At 69.0% G+C, this 17,860-nt stretch carries 17 protein-coding genes and 1 riboswitch; of the genes, 8 read left to right on the plus strand and 9 right to left on the minus strand.

Annotated elements, in window-relative coordinates; translation table 11 throughout:
- Positions 1 to 165 precede the first annotated feature (165 nt).
- Positions 166 to 1,032: a GNAT family N-acetyltransferase gene (locus ACFY0T_RS25180; protein ID WP_388874630.1), complete on the minus strand. Its 867-nt coding sequence runs from the start codon at positions 1,030 to 1,032 to the stop codon at positions 166 to 168.
- A 181-nt stretch (positions 1,033 to 1,213) separates the two neighbouring features.
- Here ACFY0T_RS25180 and ACFY0T_RS25185 point away from each other — a divergent pair, with 181 nt between their 5' ends.
- Both ACFY0T_RS25185 and ACFY0T_RS25190 read left to right on the plus strand, forming a co-directional pair.
- Positions 1,214 to 1,846, plus strand: coding sequence for an HAD family hydrolase (locus tag ACFY0T_RS25185; RefSeq protein WP_388874633.1), 633 nt, complete (start codon positions 1,214 to 1,216; stop codon positions 1,844 to 1,846).
- 399 nt (positions 1,847 to 2,245) lie between these two features.
- Positions 2,246 to 3,781, plus strand: a complete 1,536-nt coding sequence (locus tag ACFY0T_RS25190; protein WP_388874636.1) for a globin domain-containing protein — start codon at positions 2,246 to 2,248, stop codon at positions 3,779 to 3,781.
- Positions 3,782 to 3,816: 35 nt separating this feature from the next.
- Here ACFY0T_RS25190 and ACFY0T_RS25195 read toward each other — a convergent pair whose 3' ends face one another.
- The 5 genes from ACFY0T_RS25195 to ACFY0T_RS25215 form a co-directional block, all read right to left on the minus strand.
- Positions 3,817 to 4,299: an NUDIX domain-containing protein gene (locus ACFY0T_RS25195; protein WP_388874639.1), complete on the minus strand. Its 483-nt coding sequence runs from the start codon at positions 4,297 to 4,299 to the stop codon at positions 3,817 to 3,819.
- A 149-nt stretch (positions 4,300 to 4,448) separates the two neighbouring features.
- Positions 4,449 to 5,354 (minus strand): LysR family transcriptional regulator, encoded by a 906-nt coding sequence (locus ACFY0T_RS25200; RefSeq protein WP_388874642.1) that lies wholly within the window; start codon positions 5,352 to 5,354, stop codon positions 4,449 to 4,451.
- A 282-nt stretch (positions 5,355 to 5,636) separates the two neighbouring features.
- Positions 5,637 to 6,782, minus strand: coding sequence for a cystathionine gamma-lyase (locus ACFY0T_RS25205; protein ID WP_388874645.1), 1,146 nt, complete (start codon positions 6,780 to 6,782; stop codon positions 5,637 to 5,639).
- Positions 6,779 to 7,270: a low molecular weight protein-tyrosine-phosphatase gene (locus tag ACFY0T_RS25210; protein ID WP_388874649.1), complete on the minus strand. Its 492-nt coding sequence runs from the start codon at positions 7,268 to 7,270 to the stop codon at positions 6,779 to 6,781. Before ACFY0T_RS25210 ends, ACFY0T_RS25205 begins: the two co-directional genes overlap by 4 nt.
- Before the next feature lie 7 nt (positions 7,271 to 7,277).
- Positions 7,278 to 7,658, minus strand: a complete 381-nt coding sequence (locus ACFY0T_RS25215; RefSeq protein WP_369247751.1) for a phage holin family protein — start codon at positions 7,656 to 7,658, stop codon at positions 7,278 to 7,280.
- A 91-nt stretch (positions 7,659 to 7,749) separates the two neighbouring features.
- On the opposite strand from ACFY0T_RS25215, the gene ACFY0T_RS25220 reads away from it, so the two are divergent.
- From ACFY0T_RS25220 to ACFY0T_RS25235, 4 genes are all read left to right on the plus strand, one after another.
- Positions 7,750 to 8,067: a cupin domain-containing protein gene (locus ACFY0T_RS25220; protein WP_388875144.1), complete on the plus strand. Its 318-nt coding sequence runs from the start codon at positions 7,750 to 7,752 to the stop codon at positions 8,065 to 8,067.
- Between the two features lie 162 nt (positions 8,068 to 8,229).
- A complete protein-coding gene (locus tag ACFY0T_RS25225) occupies positions 8,230 to 8,442 on the plus strand; it encodes a DUF5326 family protein (RefSeq protein ID WP_388874653.1) in 213 nt (70 codons plus the stop codon).
- A gap of 353 nt (positions 8,443 to 8,795) precedes the next feature.
- Entirely contained in the window at positions 8,796 to 9,599 is an 804-nt protein-coding gene (locus tag ACFY0T_RS25230; RefSeq protein WP_388874656.1) for an IclR family transcriptional regulator, read from the plus strand.
- Positions 9,600 to 9,698: 99 nt separating this feature from the next.
- Positions 9,699 to 10,136 carry an SsgA family sporulation/cell division regulator gene (locus ACFY0T_RS25235; protein WP_388874659.1) on the plus strand — a complete coding sequence of 146 codons (438 nt, stop codon included), beginning with the start codon at positions 9,699 to 9,701 and terminating at the stop codon, positions 10,134 to 10,136.
- 64 nt (positions 10,137 to 10,200) lie between these two features.
- Here ACFY0T_RS25235 and ACFY0T_RS25240 read toward each other — a convergent pair whose 3' ends face one another.
- A complete protein-coding gene (locus ACFY0T_RS25240) occupies positions 10,201 to 11,670 on the minus strand; it encodes a YibE/F family protein (protein WP_388874662.1) in 1,470 nt (489 codons plus the stop codon).
- A gap of 71 nt (positions 11,671 to 11,741) precedes the next feature.
- Positions 11,742 to 11,898: riboswitch (TPP riboswitch) on the plus strand.
- On the opposite strand from ACFY0T_RS25240, the gene thiC reads away from it, so the two are divergent.
- Entirely contained in the window at positions 11,891 to 13,720 is a 1,830-nt protein-coding gene (thiC, locus tag ACFY0T_RS25245; RefSeq protein ID WP_388874664.1) for a phosphomethylpyrimidine synthase ThiC, read from the plus strand. (Overlaps the previous riboswitch by 8 nt.)
- Before the next feature lie 99 nt (positions 13,721 to 13,819).
- A complete protein-coding gene (locus ACFY0T_RS25250; protein ID WP_388874666.1) occupies positions 13,820 to 15,307 on the plus strand; it encodes a VWA domain-containing protein in 1,488 nt (495 codons plus the stop codon).
- Between the two features lie 200 nt (positions 15,308 to 15,507).
- On the opposite strand, the gene ACFY0T_RS25255 is transcribed toward ACFY0T_RS25250, so the two are convergent.
- On the minus strand, positions 15,508 to 16,374 hold the full coding sequence (locus ACFY0T_RS25255) for a hypothetical protein (RefSeq protein WP_388874668.1): 867 nt from the start codon (positions 16,372 to 16,374) through the stop codon (positions 15,508 to 15,510).
- 180 nt (positions 16,375 to 16,554) lie between these two features.
- Entirely contained in the window at positions 16,555 to 17,667 is a 1,113-nt protein-coding gene (locus ACFY0T_RS25260) for a metallophosphoesterase (RefSeq protein WP_388874671.1), read from the minus strand.
- Positions 17,668 to 17,860: the final 193 nt, after the last annotated feature.

Raw genomic sequence — 17,860 nt, forward strand, 5'->3', positions numbered from 1 at the left:
GGGCGTGGGGGGGGGGGGGGGGCGCCCGGCCCCCCCCCCCGGGCTGGGGCGGCGCGGGGGGGGCGGCCAGCGAATGAGACCACAAAAGGGAGCCCCCCCCCCCCCGGGGGGGGCCCCCCCGCTTCTCCATCGGCCTCTATGGGCGTATGGGCGCCTACGGGCGTCTCAGCCCGCCGCCACCGTCAGTGGAGCGAACCGCCGTGTCCAGTCCCCGGGCAGCTCCGAGATCCCGTACGTCATGACCGCGTTGAAGGCGATGGGAACGAGGCCGCGCTCCTTCACCCAGGACAGCAGCTCTTCGTGCCGCACGTCGATGTCGGTGCGTAGCGGACGGTCGGTGTGGGAGCCCAGCGAGGCTATGAGCGCCTTCGCCGTCTCCGTGTCATGGGCGATCAGCGGACCCACGACATGGGTGTCCATGTTGGGCCAGGCGGACGCGTATCCGATGATCCGGCCGTTCTCTTCGGCGACGCGTAGCTGGTCGGAGAAGGCGGGCAGCCGCGTGACGATAGGGGTGCGGTCGGCCCCGAAGATCTCCTCGTCGAGCCGGAGGATGCCGGTGAGGTCTTCGGCCGTGGCTGGGCGGGTGAAGACCTCGGGCTCCAGCCCGCCGGGGACGAAGTGTCCACGGACCATCTCGGCCCGACCGGTGACCTTGAAGCCCAGTTCCTCGTAGAGCGGGCGGCCGTACGGAGTCGCGTGCAGGGTCAGCGGGATGGTGCCCCTCTCCGCGACCACATGCCGCATCAGCCGGCGGCCGACACCTTTGCGGGCATGCCGTTCGGCGACGAGCACCATGCCTATTGCCCCCAAATCAGGACGCTCCCGCGGTCCGTACTCGGTCACGACGCAGGCGGTGACGAGACCGCCGTCGGGGTCATCGATGCCGTAACCGGTTCCCGCCGCGAGGAGCAGACCCCATTTGTGTTCCTCACGGGGCCACCCCCGGTCCTCGGACAAGTCGGCGCAGGCGGTGAGATCGCGAGGCGTCAGACGGCGGATGGGCAGAGCGGCGAGGGAAGGTGTCGGCACGTACGTCAGGCTGTCTGACACGTGGCCCTGACGTCCACCGGTTTGCGGGCACCCGTACGGGCTTTTGGCCATGTCGTCCACAACCGCACAGCGGGCGGACAGATGTTTCACGTGAAACGGCGTGGATCAACAGCTTCGCTCGCCGATAGAGGGTCAGCCGACACCGCTAGCCTCGGCGGACATGGCACGACTTCATCTCTTTGATCTCGACGGGACGTTGCTGCACGGGAGCACCGCACCGGTGGAGATCTCGCGGCAACTCGGGCTGGAAGCAGAGACCGTGGCGCTCGATCAGGCGATCTCCGCGGGGCGCATAGGTCCTCCGGAGTACGCGACGCGGGTGTATGCCCTGTGGGCGGAGCTCACCGAGGCGCATGTGACGGCCGCTTTCGAGGGAGCGCCCTGGATGTCCGGCATCGAGGATGTCTGGGCTGAGATCCGGGGGAACGGTGACTACTGCGCGGTCGTCTCGCTGTCACCGTCCTTCTTCGTGGAACGGCTGACGGCGTGGGGAGCACACGCGGCATACGGCTCGCGGTTTCCTGCCGTGCCGTTCACCGAGCCGGTCGATCCGGCGGGCATTCTCAGCAGCGCAGCCAAGGTGCAGATCGCGGACCGGCTCTGTGAAGAGTTGGGGGTGAGCCGGGCTGACTGCGTCGCCTATGGCGACTCATTGTCGGACAGGGACCTGTTTGGTGCCGTGCCGGTATCCGTCGCGGTCAATGCGGATCGGCATCTGGAAGGTCTCGCCACCCACTCCTACGTGGGGAGGGATCTGTGGGATGCCTATGAATTGGTCCGTCGCGCCCAGTAATTGGCGCAATTGATTGATCGACCCCCACCAATTTGTGGTGCTGGAAGAGGGGACTTGTGTGTGGGGCGGCTGCCGGTATGGTCGAGTCCGGTTCGCGTCCGCCGAGATGTACGCATGTCTCGTGCGGGCACGAACGCAGGCCAATGCAGCCTAACGGGACGGAGAGATCGAAGACCCGCATTTTCCGTTTTGCGGTCGGGCGTTGGCTCGGGGTGGGATGCTGCCGTGAGAGTACTGCGGCCAATGTCACATTCTCGCCTTACTTGTCCGTACGGAGCGGGAATCCGGGTTCAATGTGGCCGCATTGGCCGACGGGGACTGAACCGGGAAAGAAAGCAAGCCGTCTGCGGGGGAAAGCAGGCCTCTTCCGACCGCGGAAGTGCGCAGACCGACCGAAAGATGTTCGAGGCGAGGCACACCATGGACGCTCCGACCACCACGTCGGCCGACAACGGTACGTCCGGCGGCAACGGCGGGGGCGGCTGGTTCACGCCGCGCAGGGAGCCGGCGCCCTCCGGCGGGGACCAGGGGGCGGCCGACGGCCGTCGGCTGGCCGCGATGCGTCCGGTCGGCCGGCCCCCCACGGGGCAGGGGACGCCTGGGCAGGCGACGCCGGAGCAGGAACGAATATCCCCGCCCGAGCCGGAGGGGCAGCGCCCTGAGCCGGAGCCCGCCCACCACGGCCACGAAGCGGTCCGGCCGCAGCCGGGTTCCGCGCAGTCCGAGTACGGCTCTCCACAGCCAGGACACGGCTCTCCACAGCCCAATCCCGGCCCGGAGCCCCGGGTACCCGCGCAACGGCCCGCCCCGGCTCCGGAGGCGTCCCCCGACGCCGTGCTGATCCGCCGGACCATGGCCGAGGTCGGCCCCGTCGCCGACAAAGTCACCTCCTACTTCTACGCGCTCCTCTTCGTGCGCCACCCGGAACTGCGTTCGCTGTTCCCCGCCGCGATGGACACCCAGCGGGACCGGCTCCTCAAGGCGCTGCTGACCGCTGCCGAGCACATCGACAACACCGAGGTCCTCGTCGCGTATCTGCAGAACCTCGGTCGTGGACACCGCAAGTACGGGACCCAGCCCGCGCACTACCCGGCCGTCGGTGAGTGCCTCATCGGCTCGCTCAGCCGGTTCGCCTCGGCCATCTGGGATGCCGAGATGGAGGCGGCCTGGGTACGGGCATACACGACGATCTCCCAGGTCATGATCGACGCGGCGGCCGCGGACGAGCTGCGTGCCCCGGCGTGGTGGTACGCCGAGGTGGTCTCGCACGATCTCAGGACCCCGGACGTCGCGGTCATCACCGTCCGCCCGGACCAGCCGTATCCCTTCCTCGCCGGGCAGTACACGAGCCTGGAGACGCCGTGGTGGCCGCGGATCTGGCGGCATTACTCATTCGCCTCGGCGCCCCGGTCCGACGGGCTGCTGTCGTTCCATGTGAAGGCGGTTCCAGCGGGCTGGGTGTCCAACGCGCTGGTGCACCGTGCCCGGCCCGGCGACATCATCCGGCTCGGCCCGCCGGGCGGGTCGATGACGGTCGACCACACCACCGACAGCGGACTGCTCTGTCTGGGCGGCGGCACTGGCATAGCGCCCATCAAGGCCCTGGTCGAGGATGTCGCCGAGCACGGGGAGCGCCGCCCGGTCGAGGTCTTCTACGGCGCTCGCACCGATCACGATCTGTACGACATCGACACGATGCTGCGGCTTCAGCAGAGCCACCCGTGGCTCGCCGTGCGCCCGGTTGTCGACCAGCAGGCTCATCTCCAGCTGCCGGACGTCATACGCGAGTACGGGCCGTGGAATGAGTACGACGCGTATCTCTCGGGTCCGCCCGGGATGATCCGCAGCGGTGTCGACGCGCTGAGGGACATCGGCATCCCATCGGATCGCATACGCCACGACTCGGTGGAGGAACTCGTCGCCGCCGGTGACTGACCGAGGGCCCCTCCTGACGTGTCCAGTCCCGTAGGTCAGCCCAGGTCGGGTGCGTGCATCGCCCGTACGCCCTCGATGTTCCCGTCGAGGTAGTGCCGCAGGGACAGCGGTACGAGGTGGACGGAGGCGATCCCGACCCGGGTGAACGGCACGCGTACGATCTCGTACTCGCCGCAGGGCGCATCCATCTCAGGGCCGTGCCGTTGGGCCGGATCCATGGATTCCAGACGGCAGACGAAGAAGTGCTGCACTTTCACGCCGGTCGCGCCGCCGTCGTCGCCGATGTGCTCGACGGTGTCGACGAAACAGGGCACCACATCGGTGATCTTGGCGCCGAGTTCCTCGTGCACCTCACGGTGGAGCGCGTCGACGACAGTCGTGTCCTCCGGTTCGACCCCGCCACCCGGTGTGAGCCAGTAGGGATCGACGCCGGGCTTGGTGCGCTTGATCAAGATCAGGTCGTCACCATCGAGCAGGATGGCGCGGGCGGTGCGCTTGACCACGGGTCGGACGGTCATGGGAGAAATGTGGCCCGGCTGGTTCCACGTGAAACATCGCAAAGCCCCAAGAGCTTCAGAATGAGCCTCAGGCCCAGTCGATGCCTCCCCGGCCGCAGCATGAGTCGACGCCACCCCGGTCTCGGGACCAGCCGATGCCCGCCCCTGCGTCAGCTCCAGTCGACGGCCGCCCTCAGCAGCCACTCGTGCGCCCGCGCGATATGCGGCATGGCCAGTGTGCCGGTGCGGACCACCAGGAAGTACGTACGCAGGGGCGGTACCGCCGGGTCGAGGAGCGCCACGACGTCGCCGCGCTCCAGGGCATCGGTGCACAGATACCGGGGCAGTACGGCGAGACCCGCGCCCGCAGCGGTGCAGGCGAGGACCGCACGCAGATCGGGGACGACGACGGTGCCCGAGGCGGCCGGGCGGGAGTCGAAGACGGAGGCCCAGTAGCGGGCGACGAGCGGAAGCGACTCGTGCACCTCGACGACGGGGAAGTTCTCCAGGGCGTGGGCGCCCTTGCGGCGCAGCTTGCCCGGACCGACGCAGGCGGCCCAGCGCGGGGCGGCGACCAGGACGTGCTCTTCGTCGCAGAGCGGAGTCGCGGTGAGCAGCGCACCGCGCGGACGGGCCGTCGTAATGGCTAGATCATGATGTCCGGCGGCGAGTCCCTCCAGCGTCTCCTCCGCGTTGCCGAAGGAGGCGCGCAGGGTGAAGCCCTGACCGTCGCCGCCCGTCAGCTCCGTGAGCGCGGGCAGCGCACGTTCCGCGGTGAACTCCGGCGGCCCGGCGAGGTGCAGCGTGCGTAATGAGGAGTCCTCGTCGAGGCCGGTCTCGGCGATCTCCACAAGGGCGTCGAGATGCGGAGCGGCCTTGTGGGCGAGCTCGTCGCCGATGGTCGTCGGCGTCACCCCGCGGGCCTGGCGCAGAAAGAGAGGCCGCCCCAACTGCCGCTCCAATGTGCGGATCTGCGAGGTGACGGCCGGCTGCGAGAGTCCGAGCAGCGCGGCGGCGCGAGTGAAGGAACCGGCCCGGTGCACTGTCACAAAAGTGCGCAGCAAGGCCAAATCCATGGTCCCCTCCCCTCCCAGCACCCCCGCGCGAGCCCTAACTATAAATAAGTCGATAGGTCTCTGTCGCTACTGTGATTGGACACTGACACAGAGTCAACTAGCCTTGTTTGCGCGGTTCTTCGCGCGCGGAACCGGGACGGTCCGAGCCACGAGGGGGGAGGCTCGGACCGTCCGTTGTACGTAGCGGGGTACTAAACCAGCGGCGCGGACACGCGCCGCCGCGTACTCACCGGTCATTCAGGAGGCATTCGCTCCGCGTACTCACCGGTCGCTCAGAGGCACTCAGTCCGCGGACTCGTCGAGTGCCCGCAGTACGTCCGCCACCAGGTCCTCGGGATCCTCGGCACCGGCCGAGAAACGAACGAAGCCCTCCGGCACGGCGTCCCCGCCCCATCGGCCGCGCCGCTCGGCCGTGGACCGCACACCGCCGAAGCTCGTGGCGTCGTCCACCAGACGCAGCGCGTCGAGAAAACGGTCGGCACGCGCACGTGTGGGCAGGGTGAAGGACACCACGCACCCGAAGCGCCGCATCTGCTGCGAAGCGATCTTGTGTGAGGGGTCGTCGGGCAGCCCCGGATAGCGCAGCCCGGTCACCTCGGGTCGTTCGCGCAACGCCTCGGCGATCGCCAGCGCGTTGGCGGTCTGCCGGTCGGCGCGCAGCTGGAGCGTGGCGAGCGAGCGGTGCGCCAGCCAGGCTTCCATGGGGCCGGGGATCGCGCCGACGATCTTCCGCCAGCGTCGTACGGGAGCCATCAGAGCGGCGTCGCGTGCGGTGACGTATCCCAGGAGGATGTCGCCGTGCCCGGTGAGCATCTTGGTGCCGCTGGCCACGGAGAAGTCGGCGCCCAGCTCCAGCGGGCGCTGTCCGAGCGGGGTCGCCAGGGTGTTGTCGACGGCGACGAGGGTGCCCTGCGCGTGTGCCGCCGCGACGAGCCGCCGTATGTCGCACACGTCGAGACCCGGGTTCGACGGGGTCTCGATCCACAGCAGCTTCGCGCCGTCGAGCACCTCCAGCTGGGCGTCGCCGCCGGTCGGGGCGGTGCGCACCTCGATGCCGTACGCGGTCAGCTGCTCGCGTACCAGCGGCAGTACCTGGTAGCCGTCGTCGGGCAGGACCACGACGTCGCCGGCGCGCAGCTGGGAGAAGAGCACGGCCGAGATGGCGGCCATGCCCGAGGGGAAGGCGAGCGTCTCGACGCCTTCCTGGCCGGGGGCCTCCAGTTCGCCGATGGCGCGCTCCAGGAGCGTCCACGTCGGGTTTTCGTCACGACCGTAGGTGTACGGGCCGGTGGGCTCGCCCGGCAGATGGAAATGCGCGGCGAAGACCGGGCCCGGGAGCGTCGGCTCGTACTTGACGGGTTCGGGCAGTCCGGCCCGCACCGCGCGCGTGCCGTCACCACTGCCCGCGACGAAATCCCCTGACGTCATGCCGCCCGTCCCTCCACTTGCTCCTGTATCGCGGCGAGCAGTCCGGGGCTCGCCGCTTCCACCATCTCAAGACACTCCTCGAAGCCGTCCATATGTCCGTAATACGGATCGGGAACGTCCAGATCATCCCCCGCGGCGGGGTCGTACGACCGGAGCAGCCGGACCTTGTCCGCGTCCTCGGGACTGGGCGCGAGGCGGCGCAGGTCCTTGAGGTGGCCGGAGTCGAGGGCGATGACGAGGTCGAGACGGGAGAACCACGAGGCCTGGAACTGCCGGGCCGCGTGGTCGCTCTCGTACCCGCCTGCCTCCAGCACGGCGACGGTGCGGGAGTCGGCGCCGTCGCCCTCGTGCCAGCCGCCCGTGCCCGCGCTGTCGACCTCGACCAGGCCGTCGAGCCCGGCCTCCTCTATGTGGGCGCGGAACACGGACTCGGCCATCGGAGAGCGGCAGATGTTGCCGGTGCACACGAAGCAGACGCGATAGGACATCGGGCACTCAGTCCTTGCCGTCGGGTAGCACGACGTTGAGCGCCCAGGACACGATGGAGATGATCAGGCCGCCGAGGACGGCGGTCCAGAAGCCCTCGACGTGGAAACTCAGGTCGAGCTTGTCGGCCAGCCACGAGGTGAGCAGCAGCATCAGGGCGTTGACCACGAGAGTGATCAGGCCGAGCGTGAGTATGAACAGGGGGAAGGTCAGCACCTTCACGACCGGCTTGACCAGGAAGTTCACCAGGCCGAAGACCAGCGCGACGATCAGTAGCGTGCCGACCTTCTTGCCGGTGCTGTCGCCTGTCAGGGTGATCTTGTCGAGCAGCCAGACGGCGACGGCCAGGGCCCCCGCGTTGGCGATCGTCTTGACTACGAAATTCTTCATGTGTCTGATCGTGACAGAAGAGATCGAGTGGCGAGCGGGGCTGTGGATACAGCCTGCGGCGTACGAGAGCGGACGAGGGCGGAAGACGGCGATGAAGGCATTCCGGCTGGACGAACTGGAGGCGGAACGCGCCGCCAACGACGGGGCCTACCTGCAGTTTCTGCGTGAGCGGAACATGTCGGTCGGCCTGTACGCACTCGACGCGGGCGAACTCGACCCGCAAAAGCCGCACCAGCAGGACGAGGTGTACTTCGTGGTGAGCGGCCGCGCCTCGATCACGGTCGGCCTGGAGACCACCCAGGTGGCGCGCGGCAGCGTCGTCTACGTGCCCGCGGGGGTCGCCCACAAGTTCCACCACATCACCGAGGACCTGAGGGTTCTGGTGGTGTTCTCTCCGCCGGAGAGCTGACCTCCGCCTCAGGGTTCCCTAGGGGAACGGTCAGGGGAGGACAAGGGACGCGAGGCCTCCGCCCGGCCCCCTCGCGGCCTAGCATCGAATGCAGGACATCACAGAACCCGGAATCACTGCCCCGGACTTGGGGCAACGGGCGGAGAGGTAAGGACTAGGGCGATGCGAGAGATCTTCAACGGTATGCCGTGGTGGGTGAAGTGGGTCGCGGTGCCGGTCATCGCCCTGGTCGTGTTCGGCACGGTGATAGTCAGCGTGCTCAGTGTGGTCATCAGCCTGCTCTTCAAGGCCCTGGTCTTCGTCGCGCTGGTCGGCGGACTGATCTACGTCGTGCGGAAGTTCATGTCGAGCTCGTCATCGCGCAGTGACTGGTGAGGCGTGAGAGGGTGAGCGATTCGGTAACGGCGGACCGGTAAAGGGAACCTGAGGTTCCCTCGGCCGAGGGAAGTTTCCCGGCGAGGCCGTCTGCGAGCGGTGGCAGGCGGTTAGAGTCCGGAATCCGACGCGGGGTCGCCCCCGCGGGCAGCGCACAGCCCCCCCTCCCGTGTTCCCCCGCACGGGCGGTCCCCCTCGCGCTTAGGGAGTGCCCCTTGGCCACGGTTGACACCGCACCCGCACAATCACACACTCCACCCGTCCAGCGATCGGGCGTGCCCGCGGGGTCATGCGGCCCGCCCGCCCAGCCACGTACCACGCCCGGGGAGACACGCGCTCCGCGCACTTCGCCGGTGGAGACAGGCGCTGCGCGCACCCCTCCCGCCGAGGCCGCGCCCCCGGAGCCGAACTCCACGACCCTGATCGGCTCCGTGCAGCGGGCGATGCGCCTTCTGGAGGCCGTCGCCTCGCGTGAGCACGGCGCGCCCGCCAAGCAGCTGGCCCGGGAGGCCGGGCTCGCGTTGCCGACGGCGTACCACCTGCTGCGCACCCTGGTCCACGAGGGCTATCTGCGCCGCGACAAGGGGCTGTTCTTCCTTGGTGGGGCCGCCGAGCGGCTGAGCAGTAGTGGAGCACAGCAGAAACGTCGCAGCACGGTGAGCGACGCGCTCGCGCGCTGGCGCGATTCGCTCGGCGTACCCGTGTACTACGCGATCTACCGCGACGGCGAGATCGAGGTCATGTGCATCGCCGACACCCCGGGGAATCCCGCGGTCGAGGAGTGGGCCGACTTCCGGGAGACCGGGCACGCGCACGCGATCGGCCAGTGTCTGCTGTCCCAGTTGGACGAGAGGGCCCGCCGCGATCACCTCGACCGCTATCCCGTGCAGTCGATCACTCCGTACACGGTGCGTGACAACGACAGTCTGCTGCGGCGCCTGGAACGGACGGGACGGATGGAGCCCGTCATCGAGCGCCAGGAGTACGCGCTCGGCACGGTCTGCGCCGCGATCCCCATCACGGCAGGCACAACTGCCGGGACCATGGCCATCTCCCTGCCTTCTCATCAGGCCGATCGGTTGCTACCTGCCGCAGTGCAATTGCAGAGCGAAGTCGGCAGGCTACTAGGGTCACTTGCCCTCTCTATCAGTATCTGAAAACTTACTCCTTGTGATCTGGTGTGTACGTTAAGCAAGATTCCAGCAGTGTCAGGGGGACGATTCCTGGCCAGTCGACGGCAAACGGCGGGGTAGGCGATGCGTGAGTCGGTACAGGCAGAGGTCATGATGAGCTTCCTCGTGTCGGAGGAGCTGTCCTTCCGCATTCCGGTGGAGCTGCGATACGAGACCTGTGATCCGTACGCCGTGCGGCTGACCTTCCATTTGCCCGGCGACGCTCCTGTGACCTGGGCGTTCGGGCGGGAGTTGCTGATCGACGGCGTGGGCCGGCCATGCGGTGACGGCGATGTGCACATCGCGCCGGCCGACCCGGAAGCGTTCGGCGAGGTGCTGATCCGGCTTCAGGTGGGCGGTGACCACGCGCTGTTTCGGTCCGGGGCCGCGCCGCTCGTGGCGTTCCTCGACCGCACGGACAAACTGGTGCCACTGGGGCAGGAGCGTTCCCTCGCCGACTTCGAGGCGCATCTCGACGAGGCGCTGGACCGCATCCTGGCGGAGGAGCAGAGCGCGGGCTGACGCACCGTCACACCCCCCAAGTGGAGTAACGCTTCCTCACCAGGGGCGTGACTGCCGGATGGCTTCAGTGCTTGCGGCGGCGGCCCTTCCCGCTGCGTGCCGGTGTCCTGGCTCCCGTGGCCTCCACAGGGCCGGCGGCGGTTCCCGGGCGGTCCGCGGAGACCACCAGGGCGGCCAGCGCGGTGGTCACCGGCACGGAGGCGACCAGCCCGATCGAGCCGATCAGGGTGCGCACGATCTCCTCGGCGACCAGTTCGCTGTTGGCGACCGTGGCCACGCTGCTCTGCGCGATCGAGAAGAGCAGCAGCAGCGGCAGCGCGGCGCCCGCGTACGCCAGGACGAGCGTGTTGACGACGGAAGCGATGTGGTCACGGCCGATGCGGATGCCCGCGCGGTACAGGCCACGCCAGCCCATCGTGGGATTCGCCTCGTGCAGCTCCCAGACCGCGGACGTCTGCGTCACCGTCACATCGTCGAGCACACCGAGCGAACCGATGATGACCCCGGCGAGCAGCAGACCGCTCATGTCGATGGACGGGTACAGGCCGTGGATCAGGCCGGTGTTGTCGTCGGTGTTGCCGGTCAGTGCCGCCCAGCCGATGAAGACGGAGCCGAGCACACCGATCAGCACCAGCGAGAGCAGCGTGCCGATCACCGCCACCGATGTGCGGGCCGAGAGTCCGTGGCACATGTAGAGCGCGATCAGCATGATGGCGCTCGCCCCGACGATCGCCACGATCAGCGGGTTCGAGCCCTGCAGGATCGCGGGCAGGATGAAGAACGTCAGGACCAGGAAGCTGACGGCCAGAGCGATCAGCGCCATGACACCGCGCATCCGGCCCACCACTACGACGACCAGGGCGAAGATCCCGGCGAGTACTGCCAGCGGGAACTTCCGGTTCACGTCGGTGACCGAGTACTGCAGATCCTTGGGCGCGGAGGGCTCGTACGCGACCACGACCTTCTCGCCCTGGTGCAACTGCCGCGACTGATCCGGCTGGACGATCTCGGTGAAGGTACGGCCCTTGTCCTTGCCGGTGTCGATCCGGATCGTCGCCTTCTTGCAGTCGCCCGTCGCCTGCTGCTGCGCGGAGGAGCCCTCTGCGGTGGAGGTGTCGCCGGTCGGGGTCTCTCCCGAGGCGTTCACGGACTTGCAGTCCACCTTGTCGACCTTGGTGACCGTCGCCTGCTGGGTCTGCCGGTCGAAGCCGACACCGGTGCGCTCATGGGACGGGGCGCCGCCGGGCCAGAGGACCATGAGGCCGACGACGACCGCCGTGGCGAAGGGGATCAGCACCGCGGCGATGACCTTGCGCAGATGCTTGGAGACGGGGGCGGCGGGGCCGTGGCCGTGGGAGTGGCCGTGCCCGCCGCCAGGGCCGTGGTCGTGCCCGTCACCGGGCCCGGGCCCGTGGTTATCACCGCCTGGTCCATGTCCGCGGCCGTCGCCGGAGCCATGTCCATGGCCGTCACCGGAGCCGGGTCCGCGCGGCGGCTCGGACGGTGGGAATGGGGGCTGCTGCGTTGTGGTCACCGACCGATCATCGCAAGAACGGCGGGGGCCCTCTGTTCACCGCGCCAGATATGACGCTAGCGTGGAGGCACCTTTGCACACGCGGGAGCTCGGAGCACCGGGCTGAGAGGGCGCTGACCTTCGTCCCAGCGATGTTTCACATGAAACATCGACGGACGGAAGCCGCTGCGTCGACCGCCGAACCTGTTACCGGGTAATGCCGGCGTAGGGAGTCGGTCTCATGACCAACAAGGACGTACGCACGCCTGCCTCCAGCCAGACGGACGGGGCGCTCGCCCCGGACGGAAACGGTGGGGCGTCCGCCCCGACCGTGAACGGCGAGGCCGGGAAGTCCATCGGCTGGCACAAGGGGTATATCGGCGGTTCGCGCCCCGATCTACGGGTGCCGGTCCGTCAGGTGCACCTCACCAACGGGCAGTCCGTCACGCTGTACGACACCAGCGGCCCGTACACCGATCCGACCGTCGACACCGACGTACGCAGGGGCCTCCCGCCGCTACGCGAGAACTGGATCATCGCCCGCGGCGACACCGAGGAGTACGCGGGCCGCCCGGTCCGCCCCGAGGACGACGGGATCAAGCACACCTCACCGCGCGGGGGGCTGCGCAACCTCGACGCGGTCTTCCCGGGGCGGCCGCGTCAGCCGCGCCGGGGCCGCTCCGGACAGGCGGTGACGCAGCTCGCGTACGCGCGCCGCGGGGAGATCACGCCCGAGATGGAGTTCGTGGCAGTCCGCGAGAACGTCGATCCCGAGGTCGTCCGCGAGGAGATCGCCGCGGGCCGTGCGGTGCTGCCCGCGAACGTGAACCACCCGGAGATCGAGCCGATGATCATCGGCAAGCGGTTCCTGGTGAAGGTCAATGCCAACATCGGCAACTCGGCCGTGACGTCCTCCATCGAGGAGGAGGTCGAGAAGATGACCTGGGCGACCCGCTGGGGCGCCGACACGGTCATGGACCTGTCCACCGGCCGCAACATTCACACCACCCGTGAGTGGGTGCTGCGCAACTCCCCCGTCCCCATCGGCACGGTGCCGCTCTACCAGGCGCTGGAGAAGGTCGACGGCCGCGCCGAGGAACTGACCTGGGCGATCTACAAGGACACCGTCATCGAGCAGGCCGAGCAGGGCGTGGACTACATGACGGTCCACGCGGGCGTACGCCTGCCGTACGTGCCGCTCACCGCGAATCGCAAGACCGGCATCGTCTCGCGCGGCGGCTCGATCATGGCGGCCTGGTGCCTGGCGCACCACAAGGAATCGTTCCTGTACGAGAACTTCGAGGAACTCTGCGAGATTCTCGCGGCGTACGACGTCACGTATTCGCTCGGCGACGGGCTGCGGCCCGGCTCCATCGCGGACGCCAACGACGCAGCGCAGTTCGCGGAGTTGAGGACGCTCGGGGAACTCAACACGATCGCCAAGCGTTTCAACGTACAGACCATGATCGAGGGCCCGGGACATGTCCCGATGCACAAGATCAAGGAGAACATCGACCTTCAGCAGGAGATCTGTGATGAAGCTCCGTTCTATACGCTCGGCCCGCTGACCACGGACGTCGCGCCGGCGTACGACCACATCACCTCCGGCATCGGTGCCGCGATGATCGCCTGGTGGGGCACGGCGATGCTCTGCTACGTCACGCCCAAGGAGCACTTGGGCCTGCCCAACCGTGACGACGTCAAGACCGGCGTCATCACCTACAAGATCGCCGCCCACGCAGCCGACCTCGCCAAGGGGCACCCAGGTGCGCAGGAATGGGACGACGCGCTGTCCGACGCCCGATTCGAGTTCCGCTGGGAGGACCAGTTCAATCTGGCCCTCGACCCGGACACGGCACGGGAGTTCCACGACGAAACGCTGCCGGCCGAACCCGCCAAGACGGCTCACTTCTGCTCCATGTGCGGGCCGAAGTTCTGCTCGATGAAGATCTCGCAGGACATCCGGCGTGAGCACGGCGGTTCGCAGGTGGAGATCGAGGAGGGCATGGCGCAGAAGTCCAAGGAGTTCGCAGCCGCGGGCAATCGGGTCTATCTGCCGTTGGCGGACTGAGGCGCACGTCTGCTGTGTGCGGTGTGGGGAGCCGTCCGATGTTCAGGTATGTGGCATCGGACGGGTCCGGGGCCGGGTTTCTCTCGGCAGACTGGGCGCATGACAGCGACATCCATGAGCAAGGGTGCCAACCTTCCCGTGGCCGCCGATGCCGTGCAGGTCGTGCTCGGCTGGTCCGGGGGGTCCGGTGCGCCGGACGCCGACGCCTCGGCGCTGCTGCTCGGCGCGGGTGGACGAGTGAGGGACGACGGGGACTTCGTCTTCTACAACCAGCCGCAGCATGCCTCCGGTGCCGTACGACACCTCGGCAAGCGGCGGGACGGCGGAGTCACGACGGACACGGTCGGGGTGGACCTGAGCGCCCTGGAGCCGGACATCGAGCGGGTGGTGCTGTGCGCCTCGGCCGACGGCGGCACCTTCGGCGAGTTGTCCGGGCTGACGCTCACGCTGCTCGACGCCGGGTCGCGGCGGGAGCTCGCGCGCTTCGAGATGGAGGCCACGACGGAGACGGCGTTCATCGGCGGTGAGCTGTATCTGCGGGGTGGGCAGTGGAAGTTCCGCGCGGTCGGACAGGGCTACGCGTCCGGACTCGCGGGCCTGGCCACCGACTTCGGGATCAGCGTGGACGACGAGCCTGGTGACTCCACGACCGCGCGGGCAGTGCCGTCTGCGGGCGCGGCCATGAACCCGCCGGTGGGGCCGCCTCCGGGAGCGGCCGCGGGCCCGCCGGTGGTGCCGCCCGCGGTCACGCCCTTCGCGGCGCCCGCGGCGGCCCCGTCCGCCCCGCAGGTGCCGTCGGCCCCCTCAGGCCCCGCCCCGCGCCTCACCAAGGGCGAGGAGCAGCTGCCCGTGGACATGCGCAAGCGGCTCTCCCTGCGCAAGGAGCAGGTGGCGGTCAGTCTGCGCAAGCACGGGGCGGCGGGGGTCACGGCGCGAGTGATTCTGGTCCTCGACGCCTCGGGGTCGATGTCCTTCCTGTACTCGAAGGGCGTCGTGGCCGACGTGGTGGAGCGGATGGCCGCGGTGGCCGCGCAGTTGGACGATGACGGAGTGATGCAGGCGTGGACGTTCGCTTCCCATGCGGCCCGGCTGCCGGATCTCGGTCTGGGGGAACTGCCCGAGTGGCTGGAGCTCCATGTCCGGGTCGGTGAGCTGAGCCTGTTCCGGCGGAGCAAGAAGCCGCGGAAGGGCCTGCGGCCGGGTCAGGTGGACATGCGCGCGGTCGGGATCCAGAACGAGGAGCAGAAGGTGATCGCCGAGGTCCGGACATACGTACGTGAGCACCCGGCCGCCGATCCCACGTTGGTGCTGTTCTTCTCCGACGGAGGTGTCTATCGCAACAAGGAGATCGAGAGGGAATTGCGGGAAGCGGTGGAGGAACCGATCTTCTGGCAGTTCGTGGGCCTGGGACGGTCCAACTACGGCGTGCTGGAACGGCTCGACACACTGCCGGGCCGACGCGTCGACAACGTCGGGTTCTTCGCCGTCGACGACATCAGCAGCGTCCCGGATCCGGAGCTGTACGACCGGCTGCTGTCCGAGTTCCCGACCTGGATGACCGCGGCCCGGCAGTTGGGCATTGTCTGACGGAACTGTGCCGGGCTGGACATCGCCTGATGGCGCCCTGCCGGGCCGCGTACGGGCGTAGGCGGCCCACCGGTTCGGGCCCGCGCCGCATCTGCGCGGGCCCCGGTTTCCTCCGCACACCCGGCGGCACACCTGGCCGCACACCCGGCCAACACCCCGGGCGTCAGCCTGGACCTGCGCTCCCCGGTCGGCCCGGGCGTCTACTCCGGCTGGTGCTCCGGTCCTCCGAAGTCCGGGCTGGTGAAGTCCGGGCTGGAGAAGCTCGGGCGCGGGCCGGCCGCCGGTCCGCCGTCGGGGCTGCTGAACCCCGGCCGGTTGTAGCCGAGTTGCGGGATGCGGCTGGTCGGCGCTGGTTGCGGACGGCCCAGTGCCGCGGAGCCAGGGTCGGCGAGGGCCTCCCGGAGGAACGGCAGGATGCCGCGCTCCAGCAGGGCCTCGCGCCAGGCTTCCCTGGCCCGGTCCACCTGTTCGTTCAGCTCACCGCGTGCTCCGGCCTGGAGCGAGGACGAGCCGTTGCGCAGTGCGGTCAGCAGCAGTCCGACCGCGGCGACCAGGATCGCGGCGGCCGTGACCGCGCCGAAGACCCATCCGGTGGTGAGGAGGGTCTGGGCGAACGTCTGCTCGGGGTCGAGCACCTTCAGCAGGTACCCCACGAGCAGGAAGATCGCCGCCGCCGTCCCGGCGAGGACGGGGGCCAGCACCGCGACGACGGCGATGGCGCCGGCTCCGGCGGTCTCGGTGACCTCTCCCACGGTGGCGGCGAGCCCCATCGCGGTCGAGCCCGGCTCCGCGGAGCCGGCTTCCTCGCTCACGACCGGGGTGGATGGCGCCGGCTTGCGCAGTTCCTCGCGGACCTTCACATAGTGCTGGTATTCGGCCGCCGCGGCCGCCGTGATGAGAGCGGTGGCGTTGAGCGCCATGGTGCGCAGTTGTTCGGAGTTGAGCCGCTGGCCGACAGCGGCGAGTTCCGGGCGGTGTGGTGCGGAGCGCAGCGCCTCATCGAGGATCCGCTCGTATTCCTGGCGGTCCTCGCTCAGCAGGTGCTGCGGAACGCTGTTCATGTGCATCCCCCGATGCTCCGTAGGGCTGGTGGCTCGCACGCTGACGAGCCGTCGGGCAGAAACGGAGGGGAGCCTGCTACGGATAAGCCGATGGTAGAGCGGTGACGGCACGCCGTGACAGGGGGTTTCCAGAATTGCCCCCTGGCCGGCGCAGTCCTCCGTGGGGGACGCCTGCCCGGTGAACGCTCAGCTATCCAGGGGCAATTGCTGGACCAGTAGCTTTCCGGCCATGGTCACACCGCCGTCCATCGCGATGGCCAGCCCGTCGGCGTACAGATGCGGTCCCTCGACCGCCGGGCCCGCGCCGTCCTCGCCGTCCTCCGATCCGACCTCGCCCAGGAGGTACGGAATGGGGCTGTGACCATGGACGATGCGGGTTCCGCCGTACGCGCTCAGCAGTTCGCGGACGGCCTCGGCGCCCCCGTCGTCGCGGAAGGCGAAGCGCTTGGTGAACTTGCGGAAGAGGTCCCAGCACTCGTCCGCGTCGTTGCGGGTGAGTGTCTCGCGGACAGTGTCGTTGACCGCTTCAATGGAGTCGCCGTAGTCGAGGTAGGCGGTGGTGTCGGAGTGCACCAGGAGGTGTCCGTCGACCTGCTCCATGGCGTCGAGGCGGGCCATCCACTGCAAGTGGTGGTCCTGGAGTCGGTCCATGTCGGTCTTCTGGCCGCCGTTGAGCAGCCACGCGGCCTGGAAGGTGGCGGTACCGGCACCGGAGTTGACGGGGGTGTCGCCGAACCGCCTGGCGCCGAGCAGCAGCAGCTCGTGGTTGCCCATGAGGGCCTTGCAGTAGCCGCCGGCCGCGGCGGCCTCCGCGGACAGGCGCATCACGAGGTCGATCACGCCGATGCCGTCGGGGCCGCGGTCGGTGAAGTCTCCGAGGAACCACAGGCGGGCGGTCCCGGCGGACCAGTTGCCCGCGGCGTCGATGAGGCCCTGCTCCTGGAGCGCGGCGACCAGCTGGTCGAGGTAGCCGTGCACGTCGCCGACGACGTACAGCGGACCGGGCCCGTCGGCCGACTGTGGGGCGGCAACGGCGGCGGGGTCAACCGCGACCTGAAGGGTGTCACCCCTGTTGATGACGGGCAGATCGCGCTGCGTGGGTGTGTACTCCTCCGCGTAGTCCCCGGACCCGTAGTCCGCGGACGGGTGCTCCGCGGGCCCCTCGGCGGGTCTGGCGCCCTCACCGGGGGGCGTGCTCTGCGCATACGGACCGGTCTCGTGGACGTACGCGGGCACCCGGAAGTCGCGCAACGTCGCCGTCCGCACCACCTCGGGTCCCTGACCGGCCCCCTGAGTCATCGACCCCTCCACCACCATCGCGCCGCATCTGCACCGGATCGGACTGCCTGGTCGCAGCGGCCCGCGGTGTCGTCCGCCCATCATAGGAATGCGGATCGCGCCATGTGATGACCCAGGGGTGGTGAATCGGAGCAGGAGCCCAGTTCACCGCGGCTTTCGCCCGAATTGGGCGGGGCTTTCCCCGCCCTTTCGG

Source organism: Streptomyces sp. NPDC001530 (genome assembly GCF_042894545.1).
Taxonomy (GTDB): Bacteria; Actinomycetota; Actinomycetes; order Streptomycetales; family Streptomycetaceae; genus Streptomyces.

Bases quoted from the DNA above. Each gene is read 5' to 3' on its own strand.
- ACFY0T_RS25185 (WP_388874633.1), top strand. From the start codon at position 1,214: ATGGCACGACTTCATCTCTTTGATCTCGACGGGACGTTGCTGCACGGG.
- ACFY0T_RS25190 (WP_388874636.1), top strand. From the start codon at position 2,246: ATGTTCGAGGCGAGGCACACCATGGACGCTCCGACCACCACGTCGGCC.
- ACFY0T_RS25195 (WP_388874639.1), bottom strand. From the start codon at position 4,299: ATGACCGTCCGACCCGTGGTCAAGCGCACCGCCCGCGCCATCCTGCTC.
- ACFY0T_RS25200 (WP_388874642.1), bottom strand. From the start codon at position 5,354: ATGGATTTGGCCTTGCTGCGCACTTTTGTGACAGTGCACCGGGCCGGT.
- ACFY0T_RS25205 (WP_388874645.1), bottom strand. From the start codon at position 6,782: ATGACGTCAGGGGATTTCGTCGCGGGCAGTGGTGACGGCACGCGCGCG.
- ACFY0T_RS25210 (WP_388874649.1), bottom strand. From the start codon at position 7,270: ATGTCCTATCGCGTCTGCTTCGTGTGCACCGGCAACATCTGCCGCTCT.
- ACFY0T_RS25215 (WP_369247751.1), bottom strand. From the start codon at position 7,658: ATGAAGAATTTCGTAGTCAAGACGATCGCCAACGCGGGGGCCCTGGCC.
- ACFY0T_RS25220 (WP_388875144.1), top strand. From the start codon at position 7,750: ATGAAGGCATTCCGGCTGGACGAACTGGAGGCGGAACGCGCCGCCAAC.
- ACFY0T_RS25225 (WP_388874653.1), top strand. From the start codon at position 8,230: ATGCGAGAGATCTTCAACGGTATGCCGTGGTGGGTGAAGTGGGTCGCG.
- ACFY0T_RS25235 (WP_388874659.1), top strand. From the start codon at position 9,699: ATGCGTGAGTCGGTACAGGCAGAGGTCATGATGAGCTTCCTCGTGTCG.
- thiC (WP_388874664.1), top strand. From the start codon at position 11,891: ATGACCAACAAGGACGTACGCACGCCTGCCTCCAGCCAGACGGACGGG.
- ACFY0T_RS25250 (WP_388874666.1), top strand. From the start codon at position 13,820: ATGACAGCGACATCCATGAGCAAGGGTGCCAACCTTCCCGTGGCCGCC.
- ACFY0T_RS25255 (WP_388874668.1), bottom strand. From the start codon at position 16,374: ATGCACATGAACAGCGTTCCGCAGCACCTGCTGAGCGAGGACCGCCAG.
- ACFY0T_RS25260 (WP_388874671.1), bottom strand. From the start codon at position 17,667: ATGACTCAGGGGGCCGGTCAGGGACCCGAGGTGGTGCGGACGGCGACG.